Origin of the sequence: Limosilactobacillus sp. DJ3M12 (assembly GCF_947381695.1) — a bacterium.
GTDB lineage: Bacteria > Bacillota > Bacilli > Lactobacillales > Lactobacillaceae > Limosilactobacillus > Limosilactobacillus kinnaridis.
On the sequence record NZ_CANCWY010000017.1, the window covers coordinates 23665 to 40968 of the forward strand.

Annotated in this window: 20 protein-coding genes, 1 pseudogene and 1 riboswitch; of the genes and pseudogenes, 10 read left to right on the forward strand and 11 right to left on the reverse strand. The window is 38.8% G+C overall.

Annotated features, from left to right (window positions below):
• Positions 1-280: 280 nt before the first annotated feature.
• Positions 281-688, forward strand: a complete 408-nt coding sequence (locus tag QOS06_RS08380) for a hypothetical protein (RefSeq protein WP_003669993.1) — start codon at positions 281-283, stop codon at positions 686-688.
• Positions 685-1143, forward strand: coding sequence for a hypothetical protein (locus QOS06_RS08385; RefSeq protein ID WP_078009649.1), 459 nt, complete (start codon positions 685-687; stop codon positions 1141-1143). The genes QOS06_RS08380 and QOS06_RS08385 overlap by 4 nt, the downstream gene beginning before the upstream one ends.
• 232 nt (positions 1144-1375) lie before the next feature.
• On the opposite strand, the gene QOS06_RS08390 is transcribed toward QOS06_RS08385, so the two are convergent.
• The 3 genes from QOS06_RS08390 to QOS06_RS08400 all read right to left on the reverse strand — a co-directional run bounded on the left by QOS06_RS08390 (position 1376) and on the right by QOS06_RS08400 (position 4318).
• Positions 1376-2086 carry an ABC transporter permease gene (locus tag QOS06_RS08390; RefSeq protein ID WP_283595810.1) on the reverse strand — a complete coding sequence of 237 codons (711 nt, stop codon included), beginning with the start codon at positions 2084-2086 and terminating at the stop codon, positions 1376-1378.
• A 10-nt stretch (positions 2087-2096) separates the two neighbouring features.
• Positions 2097-2978 carry an XRE family transcriptional regulator gene (locus tag QOS06_RS08395; protein WP_003670001.1) on the reverse strand — a complete coding sequence of 294 codons (882 nt, stop codon included), beginning with the start codon at positions 2976-2978 and terminating at the stop codon, positions 2097-2099.
• 170 nt (positions 2979-3148) lie between these two features.
• On the reverse strand, positions 3149-4318 hold the full coding sequence (locus QOS06_RS08400; protein ID WP_003670002.1) for an MFS transporter: 1170 nt from the start codon (positions 4316-4318) through the stop codon (positions 3149-3151).
• Between the two features lie 154 nt (positions 4319-4472).
• On the opposite strand from QOS06_RS08400, the gene QOS06_RS08405 reads away from it, so the two are divergent.
• From QOS06_RS08405 to QOS06_RS08415, 3 genes are read left to right on the forward strand one after another with little or no spacing between them, the layout of a single operon-like run.
• Positions 4473-5885 carry a PTS galactitol transporter subunit IIC gene (locus QOS06_RS08405; protein ID WP_003670003.1) on the forward strand — a complete coding sequence of 471 codons (1413 nt, stop codon included), beginning with the start codon at positions 4473-4475 and terminating at the stop codon, positions 5883-5885.
• A gap of 44 nt (positions 5886-5929) precedes the next feature.
• Positions 5930-6121, forward strand: coding sequence for a hypothetical protein (locus QOS06_RS08410; protein ID WP_225429515.1), 192 nt, complete (start codon positions 5930-5932; stop codon positions 6119-6121).
• On the forward strand, positions 6090-6614 hold the full coding sequence (locus tag QOS06_RS08415) for a zinc-binding dehydrogenase (RefSeq protein WP_229283245.1): 525 nt from the start codon (positions 6090-6092) through the stop codon (positions 6612-6614). Before QOS06_RS08410 ends, QOS06_RS08415 begins: the two co-directional genes overlap by 32 nt.
• A 53-nt stretch (positions 6615-6667) precedes the next feature.
• On the opposite strand, the gene QOS06_RS08420 is transcribed toward QOS06_RS08415, so the two are convergent.
• Both QOS06_RS08420 and QOS06_RS08425 read right to left on the reverse strand, forming a co-directional pair.
• Positions 6668-7525 carry an SAM-dependent methyltransferase gene (locus QOS06_RS08420; protein WP_099980003.1) on the reverse strand — a complete coding sequence of 286 codons (858 nt, stop codon included), beginning with the start codon at positions 7523-7525 and terminating at the stop codon, positions 6668-6670.
• 10 nt (positions 7526-7535) lie between these two features.
• Positions 7536-7949 (reverse strand): helix-turn-helix domain-containing protein, encoded by a 414-nt coding sequence (locus QOS06_RS08425; protein ID WP_085650577.1) that lies wholly within the window; start codon positions 7947-7949, stop codon positions 7536-7538.
• Positions 7950-8070: 121 nt separating this feature from the next.
• Here QOS06_RS08425 and QOS06_RS08430 point away from each other — a divergent pair, with 121 nt between their 5' ends.
• Positions 8071-9051 carry an alpha/beta hydrolase gene (locus QOS06_RS08430; RefSeq protein WP_003670008.1) on the forward strand — a complete coding sequence of 327 codons (981 nt, stop codon included), beginning with the start codon at positions 8071-8073 and terminating at the stop codon, positions 9049-9051.
• Positions 9052-9064: 13 nt separating this feature from the next.
• Entirely contained in the window at positions 9065-9421 is a 357-nt protein-coding gene (locus QOS06_RS08435; RefSeq protein WP_003670010.1) for a DUF1304 domain-containing protein, read from the forward strand.
• Positions 9422-9468: 47 nt separating this feature from the next.
• On the opposite strand, the gene QOS06_RS08440 is transcribed toward QOS06_RS08435, so the two are convergent.
• From QOS06_RS08440 to QOS06_RS08460, 5 genes are all read right to left on the reverse strand, one after another.
• On the reverse strand, positions 9469-11430 hold the full coding sequence (locus QOS06_RS08440; RefSeq protein ID WP_003670011.1) for a cation:proton antiporter: 1962 nt from the start codon (positions 11428-11430) through the stop codon (positions 9469-9471).
• Positions 11431-11670: 240 nt separating this feature from the next.
• Positions 11671-12012: a magnetosome magnetite crystal formation protein family gene (locus QOS06_RS08445; protein WP_003669070.1), complete on the reverse strand. Its 342-nt coding sequence runs from the start codon at positions 12010-12012 to the stop codon at positions 11671-11673.
• Positions 12013-12053: 41 nt separating this feature from the next.
• Entirely contained in the window at positions 12054-12707 is a 654-nt protein-coding gene (locus QOS06_RS08450; RefSeq protein ID WP_035159611.1) for an energy-coupling factor transporter transmembrane component T family protein, read from the reverse strand.
• Positions 12697-14079: an ATP-binding cassette domain-containing protein gene (locus QOS06_RS08455; protein WP_003670014.1), complete on the reverse strand. Its 1383-nt coding sequence runs from the start codon at positions 14077-14079 to the stop codon at positions 12697-12699. The genes QOS06_RS08450 and QOS06_RS08455 overlap by 11 nt, the downstream gene beginning before the upstream one ends.
• A 4-nt stretch (positions 14080-14083) precedes the next feature.
• Entirely contained in the window at positions 14084-14644 is a 561-nt protein-coding gene (locus tag QOS06_RS08460) for an ECF transporter S component (protein ID WP_003670016.1), read from the reverse strand.
• A gap of 67 nt (positions 14645-14711) precedes the next feature.
• Positions 14712-14801, reverse strand: a riboswitch (TPP riboswitch).
• A gap of 107 nt (positions 14802-14908) precedes the next feature.
• Here QOS06_RS08460 and QOS06_RS08465 point away from each other — a divergent pair.
• A complete protein-coding gene (locus tag QOS06_RS08465) occupies positions 14909-15694 on the forward strand; it encodes a sulfite exporter TauE/SafE family protein (RefSeq protein ID WP_078009635.1) in 786 nt (261 codons plus the stop codon).
• Between the two features lie 177 nt (positions 15695-15871).
• Here the strand turns inward: QOS06_RS08465 and QOS06_RS08470 are convergent.
• Positions 15872-16626: pseudogene (locus QOS06_RS08470) on the reverse strand (glucose 1-dehydrogenase).
• Positions 16627-16802: 176 nt separating this feature from the next.
• Between QOS06_RS08470 and tnpA the strand changes: the two are divergent.
• Together tnpA and QOS06_RS08480 are read left to right on the forward strand one after the other, a co-directional pair.
• Complete coding sequence (gene tnpA / locus QOS06_RS08475; protein ID WP_041816996.1) at positions 16803-17201, forward strand: IS200/IS605 family transposase; 399 nt, start codon at positions 16803-16805, stop codon at positions 17199-17201.
• The coding region (locus tag QOS06_RS08480; RefSeq protein WP_283595822.1) for a helix-turn-helix domain-containing protein at positions 17201-17304 on the forward strand (104 nt) is incomplete at its 3' end. The genes tnpA and QOS06_RS08480, both read left to right, overlap by 1 nt.

The following is a 17304-nucleotide window of genomic DNA, read 5'->3' on the forward strand; positions in this document are numbered from 1 at the left end:
GCTTTTTAACTTAATTTAGTAAAATGGAGGCTGAGAAAAAACTTTGTTTTTTCAACAGCCTCTTTATTTATACGAACATTGTTTAAGATATCGTGGAAATTAACCACAAGGCTCGAGGCTAAGTCCGAACGATAATCAGCCCGTGCTGTGCTAATCACCGTTCTATCCTTAGCCCACCGCCTTGTCGAGAAGGTTAATTCCCACTTACTTTTCGTTAATTAAGGGATGTGAAAATATTGGTCATCCGCGGGGATAGCAAAAAAGAAAGTTGGCAAAATAAATGAAGAATAATGAAAAAGTTGTTATTGTAACATCAGTAGCAGCAGTAATTGCATTAGTCCTTGATGCTTTTATGTTTGTTCAGCATGGTCACTCGCTGACATCATCATCTGTATGGCCGCGGCTGCTCCTCTTTATCGTTTTAGCAATCATTGTTAACGGATTATCGTTTTTAAAGATGCGCTTTTGTGGATATGCAACGATTTTAGTAAATCTTTATTTTGCAATCGCTAGTTTAGCCGCATTTCAAATGGTAAGTCCACGAGAAAGTGCATACGGATTATTTATTCAAGCACTAAGTATTGTTGGGATTTTAGTAGGAGCTGCTGGTGTTTATTATGGTGCAAAACAGCGTGCAGACTATACAAAAGCTAAAATTGAAAAAATGAAGGAGCAAATGAAAAAATGAAGATGTCAGTAGCTGATTATTTGTCACAGTTGACGAGCGATCAGGTTGTGACAGAAGAAGTTGAAAAAACTGCTGCCCAATCACAGCAAAAAACAGTATTAACAACTGCAATTAATTTTATGATTGAACAGCTTGATACGGGACACCTTGGTCAATATAAGATGAATATTAAAATGAAAAAAGGTGATCCAGTTAGCTTTCGCTTAGAAACCAACCTAATCAACATACCGATGGATGAGGCAGAGCGATTAGATGTTAAATTATTGGATAAAGAGATCGAGTACCCTGTTAATCTTTATTTAGTAATGGAGAGTGAAGATATTAATAAAACGGGATTGCGGATCGATGAATTAGCAAATGAAACCGATCAAAGTGGAAAGACAACTGATTTGATTACTAAAGCTCAAGAATGGGTAGCCGAACACCTTGCAGATATAATGGAAGCAAGAGCATAAGAGTTGCATCCATAGGTCAAATATGCTAAATTATAATTTGCGATGAGTCGAGAGGTCTGGTAGCGACCCTAAGAGCTACCATTGACATTTTGACAAGTGGGACACATTAACTCACCGGATTGTGAGGTGTCTAGTTAATCGGCCATGTGGACAGTGCTGATTGACTTGAGATAATATCAATACACGAAAAAGCCGGAATACTTAGTATGTTTAGTACTAGGTATTCCGGTTTTTAGTTGATTAATTTTCGATAGATAAAGCTAAGCCAAGGTAGCAGAGTAATAATCGCAGTTACAAATAGTAGTCCAAGATGACTAACCGATAGATGATCGAGGCCGGCGTAAAGATAATAAGTTGGAAATAGCTTTTGAACATTAGTAAAGAAATTAATAAAAGAATTAGCTGGTAAGAGGTGTTTCCGCGGAATAATAAAAGTTGCGATTATAAATAGGATTGGGGTTCCAGCGGCATCGACAGTTGGCGCGTCAAAGGAAAGCCCAATTGCAAACCCGATCACGCTTAGATATATTCCGATGATATTGGTTAACAAAATACTAGTGATAGTAATGAAGTTGAACTCGATAGTATGAAGGAAAATAGCAAGAATCATAATTACGATGGTGATGAACAAATTGATGATGACTTGGGTAATTAATTGCGAAAATAAATAGTTCCACAGAGAATAATGGCTAATGTGCGATTGAAGAATATAGAAGTCCTTATTACTACAAATCCGTTTGCTGAAAGTAACGATCGAATTACCGAGTATTCCCATCAGGAGAGCAAGCAAAAGTAAAGCGAGCTGGAAGTTGCCAGTGGCGGGGAGGGATGTACTAGCAACTTGAATCATAAACACATACCAAATACCTGGCAGTAGAATAGTAAAAAGAAAGAAACGACGATTGCGCAAAACTTGTTTTAGTTGAATTGCTATGATGCTCATAAGAAAACTCCTAACGATTGTGTTGACGATACCATTGTTCGATTGTCTGATTATGTTGGTGGATTTCCTTAATAGGGATGTCTTGAGAGATTTGGCCATCTTTAAGGAGCAGAACACGGGAAAAGAATTTATCAATTTGATTGAAATTATGAGTAATAACTAAAATACTTCCCGAAACCTTTTCAATAAAATGCCAAAAATAGTCAATTGATTCTAAATCCATCCCAACAGTTGGCTCGTCTAGGATCAGAAGTTTGGACTGACGGAGGACACTAAGCAAAAGCGAAAGGCGACGTTTTTGTCCACCTGATAATTTCGCAATAATTGTATTTTGCTGGGATGATAATTTGAATTGATCAAGAAGATAATTGATTCGTTGCTTTGAACCGACCTTAGTTATGGCGGCTGTCAAGATAATCTGCTCTTTAACTTTTAGGGTTGGAATTAAAATATTTTCTTGAGACATGATATTTAAAGAATCATTTTTACTAAAATACCATTTAACAGTACCTTTGTTGGGTTTCAAAGCACCTTCAATTATTTTTACTAAAGTTGTTTTACCAGCGCCATTGCTACCAAGAAGGGCAATGCGTTCATTATTGTGAATAGTTAAATCAAGGCTGTTGAGAACTGGTGAGTTAAAAGTTTTAACAATATTATTAAGTTTTACCACTGGTTGATTAAAGTCGTTTGTTCCCAAGATAAGGCGGTCTAATGAAACATTAAAAACTTTGGCAAGCAAAATTAGCTTATCGATACTTGGTTCAGCATCCCCATTTTCCCATTTAGAGACGGCCTGGCGGGGAACGAATAGACGCGTAGCTAGTTCAGCTTGTGATAATTGTTTTTCAGTCCGCAATTTGAGCAGTTGATGCGGAAAAGAATACGGCATAGCAAAAAGCTCCTTTTCAAAATCTATATTTAGAATTTAATTGGATCTAATCAAAAGGTCAATAGAATCCTTAGATAACAACAATTGCTCACCCCGCTACTATTAGTTGCATATTAATTTCCCGGGAAATAAAAAAGCACAGATGGAAAAATCTGTACTCAAAGTTAAGTTTAATAATTGCGCATTCCCGTATATTTTTTACTCAGGACTATGACTAGTATTGTTGCAATAAGCCCATAGACTGCGCCAACGTAACCGAGGTTTTTCATGGCAGTGAAGGTGACAGCCTGAGAGGCAGTAAAAGAGCCTAGTGAAATACCAATATTAGCAAAAATTGAGTTTAAGGATGAAGCTAAGTCAAGTGATTGAGGATATTGTTTTTCGGCAATATCAAGGAACATTAATTGGGTGGAAGAACCATAGCATGAAAAGGCAATACATAAGACAGCCACAATAATAATGGCACCCCACTTGAATGGTAAGACGGGACCAAAGATGAGAAATAAGATTGTCATTGCCGCGTAGATTCCACTGAGACGATGAATTCCGCCACGGTCAGCCAAGTATCCACCAAATTTATTACCAATAATAAAGAAGATTCCCATTCCGAATAGGAGCCAATTCAACCATATGTTATCAAAGCCCATTTCGTTAGTGATTAAAGGACGAATATAGGTATAAATTGTGTAGTCGGCCGCACAAATAGCAACAATGAAACTAACACCAAGAATAATTCGTGAATCCTTAAATAACACAAACTGTTTACTAAGGGTGCTCTTAAATTGAGGCGTATCACGTGGGACGAGCCAAATCAAGGCGACAAAAACAATGATCGTAATTCCAGAAATCATCCAAAAACTGTCATGCCAAGTAAGGGTAGTGCTGATAACGGTCCCGATTGGAATGCCGATAACTGACGCGATACTAAATCCAGCAAAAACCCATGAAACCAGGCTTGCTCTTTTTTCACGCGGCGCAACATAGCTCGCCATTACGAGGACCATTGAGATAATCGCACCGGCAACACTAGCAGTTAGGATCCGCGAAAGCAACATTGAAATAAAGTTTGGCGCCATTGCTGTCCACGTATTGCCGATAAAGAAGATGACCATGAGAACTAATAAAACATGATGTCGTCGCCACCGATTTGCCATTGAAGTAATAATCGGAGTGAAAATAGCATAAACCAAGGCAAATACAGTTACAAGTAGGCCTAACTTACCAAGCGAATCATGATATTCGTGAGCTATATCAGGTAAAACGCCGACAATCATATATTCGTTACACCCGAGCATAAAGGCAACGAAGACAAAAATAATAGCTTGTAAACGATATTTCATAAAATGTACCCTCCCTAATAGATTAAACTCATCATACTGTAGCAAATTTCTGAATAGATTTCTACAGCAAACGCAGATAAACCTTTTGCCTTGCTAAAAAGACCAGTCTTAGGGAAAATATAGGTAACAGTTTATTCGATGGAGGGAGTAAAACATGCTTCAAGAAATTAATGCTATTTTTCAAACTTTTGGCGCGAGTGTAGTTGTCCCAATAATAATTTTTATCATTGCTTTATTACTACGAGTGCAGCCTAAGACAGCAATGATGAGTGCTTTCTATGCTGGTGTCGGTTTAACTGGTTTTACCTGGATTATCACAGAATTTACGCCAGTGGTGACTAAGATTGTCCGCCAAATGGTTGATAATACGGGGATTAAACTACCAGTGGTTGATATCGGCTGGCAAGCAGGGTCATTAGCAGCGTTTGGATCAACGGTTGGTTTATCGTTTTTTGTTTTTGGATTACTAACTGAATTAATTTTATTTGCGCTTGGCGTTACCAAAGTATTTCTGCCTTCTAATATTTGGAATAATTTTGGGTATATGATTTGGGGCACGCTAGCTTTTTATGTAACTCATAATTATTGGCTATCATTAGGGCTGGAATTTTTTATGCTCCTGTACTCACTAGTCTTAGCGGAAATTCAAGCAGATCGGTGGGCAGACTATTATGGAATTGAGAATACCACCGTCGACTCCTTACATAATATCGAGCAAGTGGTTCCAGCGATTATTTTAGATCCGTTATGGAATTTACTGGGATTTAACAAAGTGAAAATGACTCCTAAAGATTTTCAGAAAAAACTAGGTGTCTTTGGGGAACCAATTACAATGGGAATTATCCTGGGATTAATAATTGGGATCTTGGGTAATTTATCTTCACTGGGGAAAATAAGCGCTTGGGGACAGATTACTAAATTTGCGATTCAATTAGCTGCCGTTATGGCGATCTTTCCCCTTGTTACAAACGTATTCGCAAAGGCATTTATTCCCATCGCGAATGAAATTGATGAGCAGCAGAAAAAACGACATGGCGAAAATAAAAATAGCCGTTATGATAAAAAGCGGTGGTTCCTAGCTGTTGATGATGGCGTTGGCTATGGAGAATCAGCCACTTTAATTTCAGGAATCATTTTAATCCCGATTATGGTTTTAATTGCTTTTATTCTTCCTGGCAATAAGACCCTTCCGGTAGTTGATTTAATTGCAATTCCGTACATGATTGAATCAATTGTCGCGGTGACTCGTGGAAATATCTTAAAAGTAATTGCGACGGGAATTGTGTGGTTTAGTTTAGGCTTATATGCGGCCAGTTGGCTCAGTCCGGTCTATACTGCAGCAGTGGCCCACTATGGCGTTGCAATTCCAACCGGGGTAGTCCTGGTAACAAGCTTTAACTTAGTAGCACGACCATTGAATGCATTGGTTTTTGCTGCCTTTATATCAGAAAGTCCCGTTTGGATTTCACTAGCAGTTATCATTTACCTTGTGATGTTGTTCGGATTACGGAAATATCGTTCGCAAATTTGGCACTACCTTAATAAGATGGCTATGAAGAATGCCTAGGCAAAGTGTTATAATAATTATTATAAAATTAAGGAGAACGAAAAATGAAAGCATTAGTAGTTGAAAAAGCGTCAGCTCGTTCATTGCAAGATTTGAATTTTGCGGAAGTCTCGGTTCCTACGCCAGCTGAACATAAAGTTCTAATCAAGGTGCATGCTGCTGGGCTTAATCCGGTCGACTATAAAATTGTTGAAGGCGGCGTTAGTGCTTGGCAGTATCGCTATCCAACTTGCTAAACTTCATGGTTGTAAGGTGTTTACAACTGTTTCATCTAGTAAATATGACTATGTAAAGCAGCTTGCTCCAGATACAATCATCAACTATCAAACTGAAGATGTGGATAAAAAGTTAGCCGATCTCACCGATGGGCTTGGCATTGATTTGATCATTGATACGGTAGGTAAAAAAGAAGCAGAACTTGATTTGTGGCGGTTAGCCTATAATGGACGCTTAGTAACGATTGTTGACGTTCCTTCACTTGATAATGTTCCAATGTTTGATCGCGGTCTAGGGATAGATGTCGTTAATCTTGGTGGGGCGCATCTCAGTGGCAACCCATATCAGCAAGCTGATTTGGGCCGAATGAATGCGGAAATGTTAAAATTAATAGCTAATGGGGATGTAAAGCCTTTGATTGAGAAGGTGATTCCGTTTGATCAAATTATTGAGGGTTTAACAGCGATTAAAAATCATGAAGTAGTCGGAAAATTAGTGGCTAAAATTGATTAAATAAAAAGTTGAGGTTAAGAGAAAACTTTTGTTCTCTTTTAACCTCAACTTTTTTATTTCGCTAGATAAATCTGTTCATCAATCAAGTCAAACGAGTGCAAGTTAGCATTAACTTTCTGTAACTCATCGTCTTGACTCAATTGGGCTTCTTGCCAGAATTTCTTAGAGTTAGTTGCGCCATCTTTTTCGCCAATAACTAATAATTTGACTTCAGGGAATGTTGAACGAAGAAGTTTCAGGACCTCCCAGTCAATTTCACCCTTATCGGGAGCCCATGACATAATGACATATTCGACCTCGTCACCATACTTTTTGATTGCTTCTAGAGCGTCCAACTTCTCAATCTTAGTGACAGGGTGTTTGCCCGTTTCGTTTTCTTTTATCCATGCCTGACTATCGGTAGTATAAATCTTTTGGGTGGCATTGTTATTGCGTAATCCCTTAGAAATATAACCATTACCGGCCATAATCTCTAATGTCGGTGCCCCACCTAAATAATCAGAAAGTGCTTTGGCAAAAGGTGCATTGACGTATGACCACATTCCGTATGTTTCCTCGAGATAATCACGATAGTTGCGCAACGCCTTATCTAATTTTGGCAACGCCTCACTATATTTATTCCAAAGTTTATCGCCACGTGGATCACCTTGTGGGAACTGTTCATTAACCTTTTTGAAAATGGCATCTTGAATGTTATCCGGTAATAATAATTTTGGTAGAGGTTGTGGCAATAAGCCGTTTTTGAGTAGTCGATCACTTTCTAAAACATTATTAATGAGGTATTTTACAGGAGGAAAGTCATCGAATAGGTCACGGTAAGTATTTAGTTCTTGAATATATGAAGGCTCATTAACAATTTGATGAGCTTTTTTTACCCGCTTTTTTAGCTGTTTTAATTTTTTAGGATTCATCAGAAACTCCTTATTTAAGTTTTAAATCTAGTTGTTCTTGCTTACCATAGAAGGTGTCTGTATCCCGGCGATTATGCCGTCCCTTTAAGTAACCATCGATTAGTTGAAAAATTTCATATCGATCATCACTTGAAAGTACAGTTTGATTAAACGACAGGTTCTTACTAGAGAAAAATAATTTTGCTAAGTCAAAATCATCACGATCAGTTTTTCCGGTAAGATAGTCCAGACTGACATCAAAGAATTCGGCTAGTTTTCGTGCTTCAACGTATGACGGGGTCCGAATACCACGTTCCCAGTTACCGATTTGTGAAGCAGTGTTTGGCTTTTCATTGGGACTAAGGTTTTCATTGAGATGGGTAGCAAGCTCCTTTAAGGTTATCTTTTGTCCTTTGCGAAGTGCTCGTAGGCGTTCTGGAAACATTATTTCACTCCCTTAATATATCATTATCTATTTTAACATTAGCATAACAATTTTGAATGAAAAGAATATGCAAAATAACAGAAAGTGTGCTAAACTAGGCGCATTGATTAAATAATGTGACATGGGGTTAATTATTTTGGAAACAAAGACAAAAAAGAAACGGCGGCATCCTTGGCGATGGCTCATTGGAATTGTAGTTGTAATCGCTGTGGCAATCTTTGCCGCTAGTAGCTATTTTTTCTCGGTGGCAATGGTACCGGGGCATAAGGATTTTATTAATAATTCAACTAAAATTTCACGAAATGATCCATTGTATGAGCAGAAAATGTGGTTTAAGCATGCCAAAAAAGAAAAATGGACAATGAAATCGGCTAGTGGAAATTATAAACTAGTTGCTGATTACATCCCTGCTGCTAAACCGACAACTAAAAATGTGGTAATTGCCCATGGATTTATGGGTAACAAAGAGAAGATGGGCGAATATGCCGCGCTTTTCCATCAGATGGGGTATAATGTTCTAATGCCAGATGCGCGTGCTCATGGTCAAAGCCAAGGGAAATACATTGGTTATGGATGGCCAGAGCGTTACGATATTCGCAAATGGATTAATAAACTTATTCGGCATAATGGGGAAGATAGCCAAGTAGTCTTATTTGGTGTTAGCATGGGTGGTGCGACAACAATGATGACTAGTGGCATTAACCTTCCGTCACAAGTAAAAGCATTTGTCGAAGATTGTGGATATACGAGTCTTAATGATGAATTGAATTATGAAGCCGGTAATTTATATGGGATTCCGAAGTTTTTACGGGTGCCATTAATAAGTACGATGAGTTTAATTAATCGGGTGAAGAATGGTTTTTACATTCATGAAGCTAGCTCCTTAAATATGCTGCATCATAATCATCGTCCAATGCTATTTATCCATGGAGCAAAAGATAATTTTGTTCCAACTGAAATGGTTTATCGCAATTACCGTGCAACAGAGGGAAGTAAAGAATTGTGGGTAGTGCCAGGAGCAGCGCACGCGAAGTCATATGCGACCCATCCTAGCGAATATCGGCGCCATTTGACAAAATTTTTAGATCACTATATTAAATAGTTGGAGGAAAAAGATGCTTGCAATTATTGTTACGATGTTTGTTGCAATCGAACATTTAGGTATTATGGCCTTAGAAATCTTTGGTAACCCGGCACAGCAAGCCAAGGCGTTTGACTTACCGCTTAAGTTTACGCAACAGCATGAAGCACGGGTTTCATTTGCTAACCAGGGGATTTATAACGGCGCCTTAGGAGCAGCTATCATCGCCAGTTACTGGTTATTTAGTGGGGCAACCTTAGTATTAGTATGGCGAATGCTCTTGGTTTTTGTGATGGTTGTTGCATTATTTGGTGCACTTACTGCAACCAAAAAAATTATTCTAATTCAATTTTTACCAGCATTGATTGCTTTTTTACTTACATTTCTTTAAACATAAAAAGGAAATTGCTTTGCAAGATTTTGCAGCAATTTCCTTTTTTAGTCTAATGATTGAGTATAAACCAATTCATCAGTTGAGATCTGTTCGTTTAATGCGTTTGCTAATTCTTGTGAAAATTGGTCATCGGCAAGTTGCATTTGAACATAACTATGTTCAAGCTGAAATGCCTCAATAAATAAAGAAGTAATGAGGTCGGTATCCATCGAAATATCGTGGAGGAAGAATCGTTTTCGTTGGAAGTACGTCCGTCGTACCATGGCAACTTCATTCGCGTTTTGTGGAGTTTCAATCAAATGAAGGTATTTATCGATTTCACGATTAATTATTTCTAGGATCTCAGCTGTTTCAGCGCGCTGTTCCTTGGTTAATTGATATTTTGGTCCCACATTATAGCGGGATCCTTTTTTGAGATGGCGGTAGCGAATAAAACGCCATTTTAACCGGTGCCATAAGATGATCCATAATTCAAGAAAGCTGTGTTTATTTACGCGGAAAATCGACCGCGTAACAAAATTAACGAGGAATTTGGCCTCCTTGTCAGAGATTCGGCCTTCTTCGTTAAGTCGGTCTAAGGTAGCTAATTCAATTTGATGAGCTTTACCCATTAATTGACTATAAACATTACGATTAAATTCGTGGTATTGCGTCATTTGACTACTCAATTGGTCAATAACAACGGCTTTTTCTGGGGAATATTTTTCTGAAGTCCGTAGCTCATTAATAGCATATTGAACTGTTTTAATAAGTTCTTTTTGAAATTCACTCTTCGAATAACTCTTAGATTTAGGCGGTAAAATAATTGGATACCCAATTGCGCCAACAGCAATACTAATCAAAATAACAATTGCGGCAATCAAGATCATTGAATTACGGAACGCAAATTGATGGTTGTTAATCAGAACTGGCAGCGAGAAAGCCAATGCCAGAGTGATTGTTCCGTGAATTCCTCCTAACGCCATTAAGAGACTATCACGGTTGAGGTTAGTCGATTGAATGTTGACGAGCTTAAACCGGACCCATAAGAATCTTAAAAGGGTTGTAATAATATAGATAGCAAAGGCTAAGGCAACGATTGCACCCAGATTTTGCCAAGAAGTCCTTCCAAGTACCGGCGGAAGCATCACCCCTAAAAGAACAAATACTAACCCGTTTAACGCATCGCTAATGATGTTCCAAATAGTGGTAGTAGACATTTGCACTTTAGTAGATGTAAGCCGCATTCGATCATAGAGGATACTATGAACAACTCCCGCTGCAACGACGGCTAGGATTCCTGAAAGGTGTAGTTCTTCAGCTAACCAGTAAACAACGATGGGAGTCATTACGTTGATCGGAATAACGATGGAGCCAATATCAACATGTTTTCGCATCAAACTAGTACGGAGACTAATTAACAGACTCCCTAACACTGCTCCGAAGATAATTCCGCCAAAGAAAACATAAACAAAGATCCAGATTCCATGACCAAGCGAAAATTGTCCAGAACGGTAGGTTTCCAGCGCCAAATCTAAAAGCACAATTCCCGATGCATCATTAAAGAGGGATTCATATTCCAGAGCACCATTAACGTTTTTCGGTACTTTCATATTAGTAGTAATTGACTTTACAGCGACCGCATCAGTCGGCGTAACAATCGCAGCCAACATAAAGGCGAGTGCTAAGGAGAACGTTCCTGGTTGAAGCCAGTGTAAAAAACTACCAGTAATCAAAACCGTTACAAGTGCTAATCCAACAGTCATTGATAGGATCGATTTGATATTGCTTGAAAGATAACGGAATGATTGGTTCTGCCCGTCATTAAACATTAAAGGAGCAATGATCACCATCATGAATAATTCTGGATGCATGGTAAAGTTAGTGGCCTCAGTAGGCAGGGATGCTAAAAGAATTCCTGCAATAATTTGATAGATGGATAGTGGAATCTTAGGGTAAACAAGATGAACAACATTAGCTGCAACAACAGCAGTCAATAGAAGAACAATGCCTAAAATCATTTCCATCGATTAATCACCTCACTTGATATTTTGGATAAAAAATGAGGCTGGAAAAATTTATTTTTTTCAACAGCCTCTTTATTTATACGAACATTGTTAAGATATCGTGGAACTAGCTTCGCGTCGTAACCACAAGGCTCGAGGCTAAGTCCGAACGATAATCAGCCCGTGCCGTGCTAATCACCGTTCTATCCTTAGCCCACCGCCTTGTCGAGGAGGTTAATTCCCACTTACTACTCTCTTAGCTTACTCACGGCCAATCAGCATTTTCACGGCCATGGCAATATTATAAATAAATAACAAAAGGGCTAATAAAAGAGCAAATGTTAGGAGAATTCCAAACAATGCGCCCCCGTGGAAGTTAGCGGGGTTTAATGAAAAGACACTAAAGACTAAAATTGCGCCTATTACATATAACAATGGGAAAATTTGACTCCAAAATGCATAGCGAGCGTTTTTAGCAATAGTTGGTCGATCACTGCTTTTGGCAATTATCCACACGATTAGTGGAAAGATAACTGGTAAAAATAAGATGCTTAAATAGGATAAAGCATTAACGATCCGGTCCGTTAAATTATTATCGTTCACTATATCAGTCCCTTCTTTTTATATTATTATCGCATGAAAACTCAAGGGAGCGCAATTACAATTATCTGTACAAGGCAAATAATACTTAAAAAAGAAAGCCAATCGTGGCTGGTAATCGGGATATTCACGGTAGCTGTTCGTGCTTGTCCTTCTACGAAACCGCGTGATTCCATGGCTTGCGCTAATTGATCCGACCATTGAATAGCAACCAGAATCGCTTTGAAGTAGAGCGTTGGTGACCACCAATGTAAATTAACACCCCGCATTTGTCCGGTCGTATAAATAGTTGTAACGGCTTGTTTCATTTTCGGAATCAGATTAAGAGCGGCGAGCACCCCATAAGCGTATTTGCTAGGAAGGTGACAATTTTGTTCTAATGAGCGAGCAAGCGTTAAGGTATCGGTTGTAAATGTAAAGACCGTTCCAAGGCAGACATAAACGTAAAGTCGACTAAAAAGAACAGTTCCATCAAAGAAACTGTGACTAGGACTGAAGAAGACAATTGTAATAAAAATAGCTAGTGCCGGAAAGAGGGGGACAAAAGCCAACCAGCAAAATTGTCGCCAGTGAAATCGCTGATGAATAAGGATTAGCAAACACATTACAATGACAATCAGATTAATCCACAGCTTAGTTACAAAAGTCAGCTCAAGTGAAAGCAAAATAACAAGTAATAATTTTAAACTAGGATTCATAACTCCCTCCAACATAATTAAGACGTTGATGATTCATTGTAAGATGATAATCAATGAAACCATCAAGTCCGCTTAATTGATGACTAACAATCAACAAAGTTTGTGGTTTTTCTTTTTGGGATGCTTTGATTAGTTGCAGGACAGTCTTTAAAGATGTTGGATCTAAACCAGTAAATGGTTCGTCAAGCAATAAGGTTTCTTGTCCGCGCATTAACATCAGAAGGATTTGCAGCTTTTTCTTTTGACCACCACTCAAAGAATAAACAACTTGATCTTCTCTTCCGTTCAGACCAAGAGCTGCTAATGCTTCGTTGACTTGTTGTTGATTAAAATAGGGGTTCTGGCAAGTTTTAAAGCCTAATGCCACTTCTTCGCCAACGGTTACATTTAGGAATTGATCGTTGGCATGTTGGAAAATCAATCCCAGATGCTTGTAATATTTCCCAGGTGATATTTTTTGAATGTTTTCCTCCGCATAGTCAATCTTTCCTTCATATTTCAAAAGTCGGGCAATTGCCTTTAGAAGGGTAGATTTACCAATCCCATTTGGTCCGGTTAATAAAGTTATTTTATTTTTAACAATGCCTAAATTGGTTGGTAAAAGTAAGGAATAATTCTCTCGTTTTATTGCTAATTCATCAAATTTGATAATCGTGGGCAAGGTTGACGGAGGAAGGGTAGTGGTAATTTGGGGAGTCGCGCTCGCTGTTAAAAGTTGGCTACTATTTTTACTGGAAAGTTGAGCAAGGTGCCCCTTAGTTAATTGCCAAACCAATGGATGTAGTCGCTCGTAACCATGCAAATCATGGTCAGTAATGATAATTGTTGTGTGATAGTCACTGTTGAGGCGGACTAATTGTTTAAGGATAAGTTGCCGGTTTTCTTCGTCAATATTGGCAAAGGGTTCGTCTAATAAAAGCACGTTCGGTTGCATTGCCGTAGCTGCTGCTAAAGCCACGCGCTGTTGTTGTCCACCGGAAAGCGTGGTGATTAACCGGTTAGCAAGGTCGTCAACTTTACCGAATTGTAAAGCTTCTTTAACGCGTTCTGGAATTTTGTCAGTTGGGACTTGGCAATTTTCCAGAGTGAATTCTAATTCGTGGCGTGGCGTATCAAGAGCAAACTGCATTAACGGATCTTGGAATACCATCCCGATATGGGCATCTGTTGGTACATCGACTGCTCCAGCAACTATTTCACCACCATATTTAGGCAGGAGACCAGCGATTAACTTGAGAATGGTGGATTTACCGCTCCCAGAAACCCCGGTAAGTAAGTGAATCTTTCCAACAGTGAATTTGGCGGTAATATTTTTAAGAATCGGTTGCTGATCAAAATTAAATGAAAGATCATTAAATTGTATATTTTTCATAGTCTTAGTGTTTAATTAAGTGGGCTCGTTGGAGAAGGTTAGTAATCAATTTAACCAGAATTCCAGAGAAGACAAACATTGAAATGAAACGGGCGATGAGCATAATGATTAGCATTTGTCCGCTGAAGTGGTTATAGCCATTGCGGAACCAATCCCAGCCAAAGGTAACAAATGTAAGGGTGAGGGATGAGATGAGGAGGGTTAACCAGTTATACATTTTATAGAACGTAAAAGTAAAACCTAGCTCAGACCCGATACCTTGAACCGCTCCAGAAATTAGGTTGGCTGCTCCCCACTGATCGCCGAGAAGCATTTCAACGGCTGCTCCCAAAAACTCACCAAGGAAAGCCGCTCCCGGTGTCCGAAGCAAAAAGCCGGCAAGCGGTCCAGCCATACACCAGATTCCCATTGTTAAATCGTTAGCCATTGGACCATAACCAATTGGTGTCAGTAGAACAGTTAGCCCGTTATAGACAAAGCTGGCTGCAAAATAAATTACACCAAAAATAATTCCAATCAGGGCAAGCAAAATAATGTCACGCAAATGTAATGAACGTTTAGTCATAATAAAACTCCTTAAGATATAAGGGCAAAAAAACTCCATGACAAAAAATCATGGAGTTAATCATTAAGTTAATATCACTGAATCTCCCTTCGCTGGTATTAACCAGAGCAGGTTCAATGGGTATTATCTCAGCCGTTTGGCACCCCAGATTTATTCTCTATTATCATAGCTAATATTATAACAGAATGCAAATCGTTAATTAGGTTACTTATCTTAGAAAAGTGGTTTACAATTAGTACTAGCATTTAAAGGGATGGTTCAAAAATGAGTGGAGTAGTTTTTGTTTTATTATTACTGGGAATTGGAATTCTTTCGGGGATTATTAGTGCAGCCGCTGGTTTAGCATCACTAGTCTCCTATCCTTCACTGCTTGCATTGGGGTTACCGCCAGTGATGGCAAACGTAACGAGTGCTTTTTCGACAGTCACTGGTAACTATAGTTCGGTCTTTTCATCGTTTAAGGAATTAGAGCATAATCGGCGACAATTATGGATTATTTTGCCATTGGTATTTGCTGGTTCCATTATTGGGGCTTTTTTGCTATTTGCTGTCCCCAGTAAGTGGTTTGCGGAACTGGTGCCATTATGCATTGCGTTAGCCGGAATTATCTTGTTGTTTCCCCATCATCCGAAGCAAAGTACAGGGACGATGGCAGGAAACAGTAAATTATTTGGTAAGTCACGGATCGGCCAATTTTTATCAATCATTGGTATTTTTATTGTTGGGATTTATTCCGGCTTCTTTAATGCGGGTGCCGGAGTGTTAATGCTAACCTTGCTGACAGTGATCAATCGGCAAAAGAGCTTTGCAGTTAATAATGCGCTAAAAAATGTTGCGATGACTGTTACAAATACAACATCCTGGATAGTGTTCGCCCTTGAGACGACAATTTATTGGAATTATGTTATTCCGTTGATGATTGGAAATGTAATCGGGGGCTACTTAGGACCGATTATTGTTCGCCACCTGCCTGGCCGTCTTATGCAAATAATTGTCGGGATTGGATCATTGATTTTGGCAATTTCATTGGTAATTCGGAATTTAATGTGAAACAAAAGGATTGTGACATAAGCCAAGTTATTTTCATAAAAGACAAATGGCGCAGTACACCAATGGCCTCCAACGTCCGGTAAAACCGAACGTTGGAGGCCTATTGTTGCTTGCAGGGGCTCCCAGAGGCTAGCTTCGCGTCGAAAAACGAAGTCACGATCGCTCCCTTTATGAATATTATTGAGCCGTATAGCCACCATCAGCGACAAATTCCAAACCAGTACTAAAGCTTGATTCATCTGAGGCAAGGTATAAAGCGAGGTTAGCAATCTCTTCTGGCTTTCCAAGACGGCCAAGGGGATGAAGGCTTTCTAGGTGTCCTTCTGCTTTTGGATCATCCTTAACCAAATTATCAACTAGTGGAGTTGAGATATAACCAGGATGAATTGTATTTACACGGATGTCATAGCCTTTTCGGGCACAATCAAGCGCAGCGGATTTAGTTAAGAGGTGGACACCACCCTTAGAAGCATTGTAGGCAAAGAGATCAGGATCCCCAATTAGTCCTTCAATGGATGACATATTGATGATCAAATTCTTTTCCCCGTTGTTCTTCATTGCTTCAATACCAAGCTTAGTGTCTCACATTGTACCGGTGAGGTTAACAGCAATTGTTTTATCCCAAATTTCAGCAGGTGTCTTTTCAACATCGGCGTATTCGGCAATTACCGCGTTGTTAACCACAATATTGAGCTTCCCGAAGACTTGGACAGTTTGACGAATTACTCGGTCCCAGTCTCCTTTCCGAGCAACGTCTTGTTGGATAAAGATCGCATTGTCACCTAATTGGTCAGCGACTTTTTGTCCTTCATCCATCTTCCGAGCGGTTAAACAACCTTTGCGCCTTCTTCAATAAACTTTTTTGCGACAGCAGCTCCAATTCCTTTAGAACCACCAGTAACAATTGCAACTTTATTATCTAAACGACCCATTGATAAGACACTTCCTTAGTAAAATCAAAACAATCTTATACAAATTTTATCCATAAATTTGCGAGAATACCCCACTTCTATAAGTAGGGGATGAATCGCTCTCTTAAAGTACGTTAGTGCTTTTTCTTTTGTTCTATGATATATTTAGTATATATCTATAAAATGTGGTGATAACAATAGAATTAGATAGAAATCAGCATTCAGTATACTTGCTTAATTACCATTTGGTAATGGTGGTTAAGTATCGTCGAAAAGTAATTAACGATGAAATATCTGAATATCTTAAACATCGTTTTGTAGTTGTGGGACAAGCATACGGCATTAATTTGCAAGAATGGAATTATGATCAGGACCACGTACATGTTTTGTTTAGAGCAACGCCTCATACGGAAATGGCTAAATTTTTAAATGCTTACAAATCGTCTAGCTCCAGAATGGTCAAAAAACAATTTCCAGAAATCAAGCAATATCTTTGGAAATCAGCCTTTTGGACACAAAGCTATTGCTTAATTAGCACTGGTGGAGCGCCTTTAGAAGTTGTAAAACGATATATTGAAAGTCAAGGGAGAAAATAATGGTTCTAAAAGCCGTTAAAATGCGCATCTATCCAAATTCAGCACAACGAAATCAGCTCTGGCAAACCTTCGGTTGTGTTCGTTTTGTATGGAATCAAATGCT

What these genes read in the sequence shown, in the direction of transcription:
- QOS06_RS08380 (WP_003669993.1), top strand. Translation starts at nt 281, where the DNA reads ATGAAGAATAATGAAAAAGTTGTTATTGTAACATCAGTAGCAGCAGTA.
- QOS06_RS08385 (WP_078009649.1), top strand. Translation starts at nt 685, where the DNA reads ATGAAGATGTCAGTAGCTGATTATTTGTCACAGTTGACGAGCGATCAG.
- QOS06_RS08390 (WP_283595810.1), bottom strand. Translation starts at nt 2,086, where the DNA reads ATGAGCATCATAGCAATTCAACTAAAACAAGTTTTGCGCAATCGTCGT.
- QOS06_RS08395 (WP_003670001.1), bottom strand. Translation starts at nt 2,978, where the DNA reads ATGCCGTATTCTTTTCCGCATCAACTGCTCAAATTGCGGACTGAAAAA.
- QOS06_RS08400 (WP_003670002.1), bottom strand. Translation starts at nt 4,318, where the DNA reads ATGAAATATCGTTTACAAGCTATTATTTTTGTCTTCGTTGCCTTTATG.
- QOS06_RS08405 (WP_003670003.1), top strand. Translation starts at nt 4,473, where the DNA reads ATGCTTCAAGAAATTAATGCTATTTTTCAAACTTTTGGCGCGAGTGTA.
- QOS06_RS08410 (WP_225429515.1), top strand. Translation starts at nt 5,930, where the DNA reads ATGAAAGCATTAGTAGTTGAAAAAGCGTCAGCTCGTTCATTGCAAGAT.
- QOS06_RS08420 (WP_099980003.1), bottom strand. Translation starts at nt 7,525, where the DNA reads ATGAATCCTAAAAAATTAAAACAGCTAAAAAAGCGGGTAAAAAAAGCT.
- QOS06_RS08425 (WP_085650577.1), bottom strand. Translation starts at nt 7,949, where the DNA reads ATGTTTCCAGAACGCCTACGAGCACTTCGCAAAGGACAAAAGATAACC.
- QOS06_RS08430 (WP_003670008.1), top strand. Translation starts at nt 8,071, where the DNA reads ATGGGGTTAATTATTTTGGAAACAAAGACAAAAAAGAAACGGCGGCAT.
- QOS06_RS08435 (WP_003670010.1), top strand. Translation starts at nt 9,065, where the DNA reads ATGCTTGCAATTATTGTTACGATGTTTGTTGCAATCGAACATTTAGGT.
- QOS06_RS08440 (WP_003670011.1), bottom strand. Translation starts at nt 11,430, where the DNA reads ATGGAAATGATTTTAGGCATTGTTCTTCTATTGACTGCTGTTGTTGCA.
- QOS06_RS08450 (WP_035159611.1), bottom strand. Translation starts at nt 12,707, where the DNA reads ATGAATCCTAGTTTAAAATTATTACTTGTTATTTTGCTTTCACTTGAG.
- QOS06_RS08455 (WP_003670014.1), bottom strand. Translation starts at nt 14,079, where the DNA reads ATGAAAAATATACAATTTAATGATCTTTCATTTAATTTTGATCAGCAA.
- QOS06_RS08460 (WP_003670016.1), bottom strand. Translation starts at nt 14,644, where the DNA reads ATGACTAAACGTTCATTACATTTGCGTGACATTATTTTGCTTGCCCTG.
- QOS06_RS08465 (WP_078009635.1), top strand. Translation starts at nt 14,909, where the DNA reads ATGAGTGGAGTAGTTTTTGTTTTATTATTACTGGGAATTGGAATTCTT.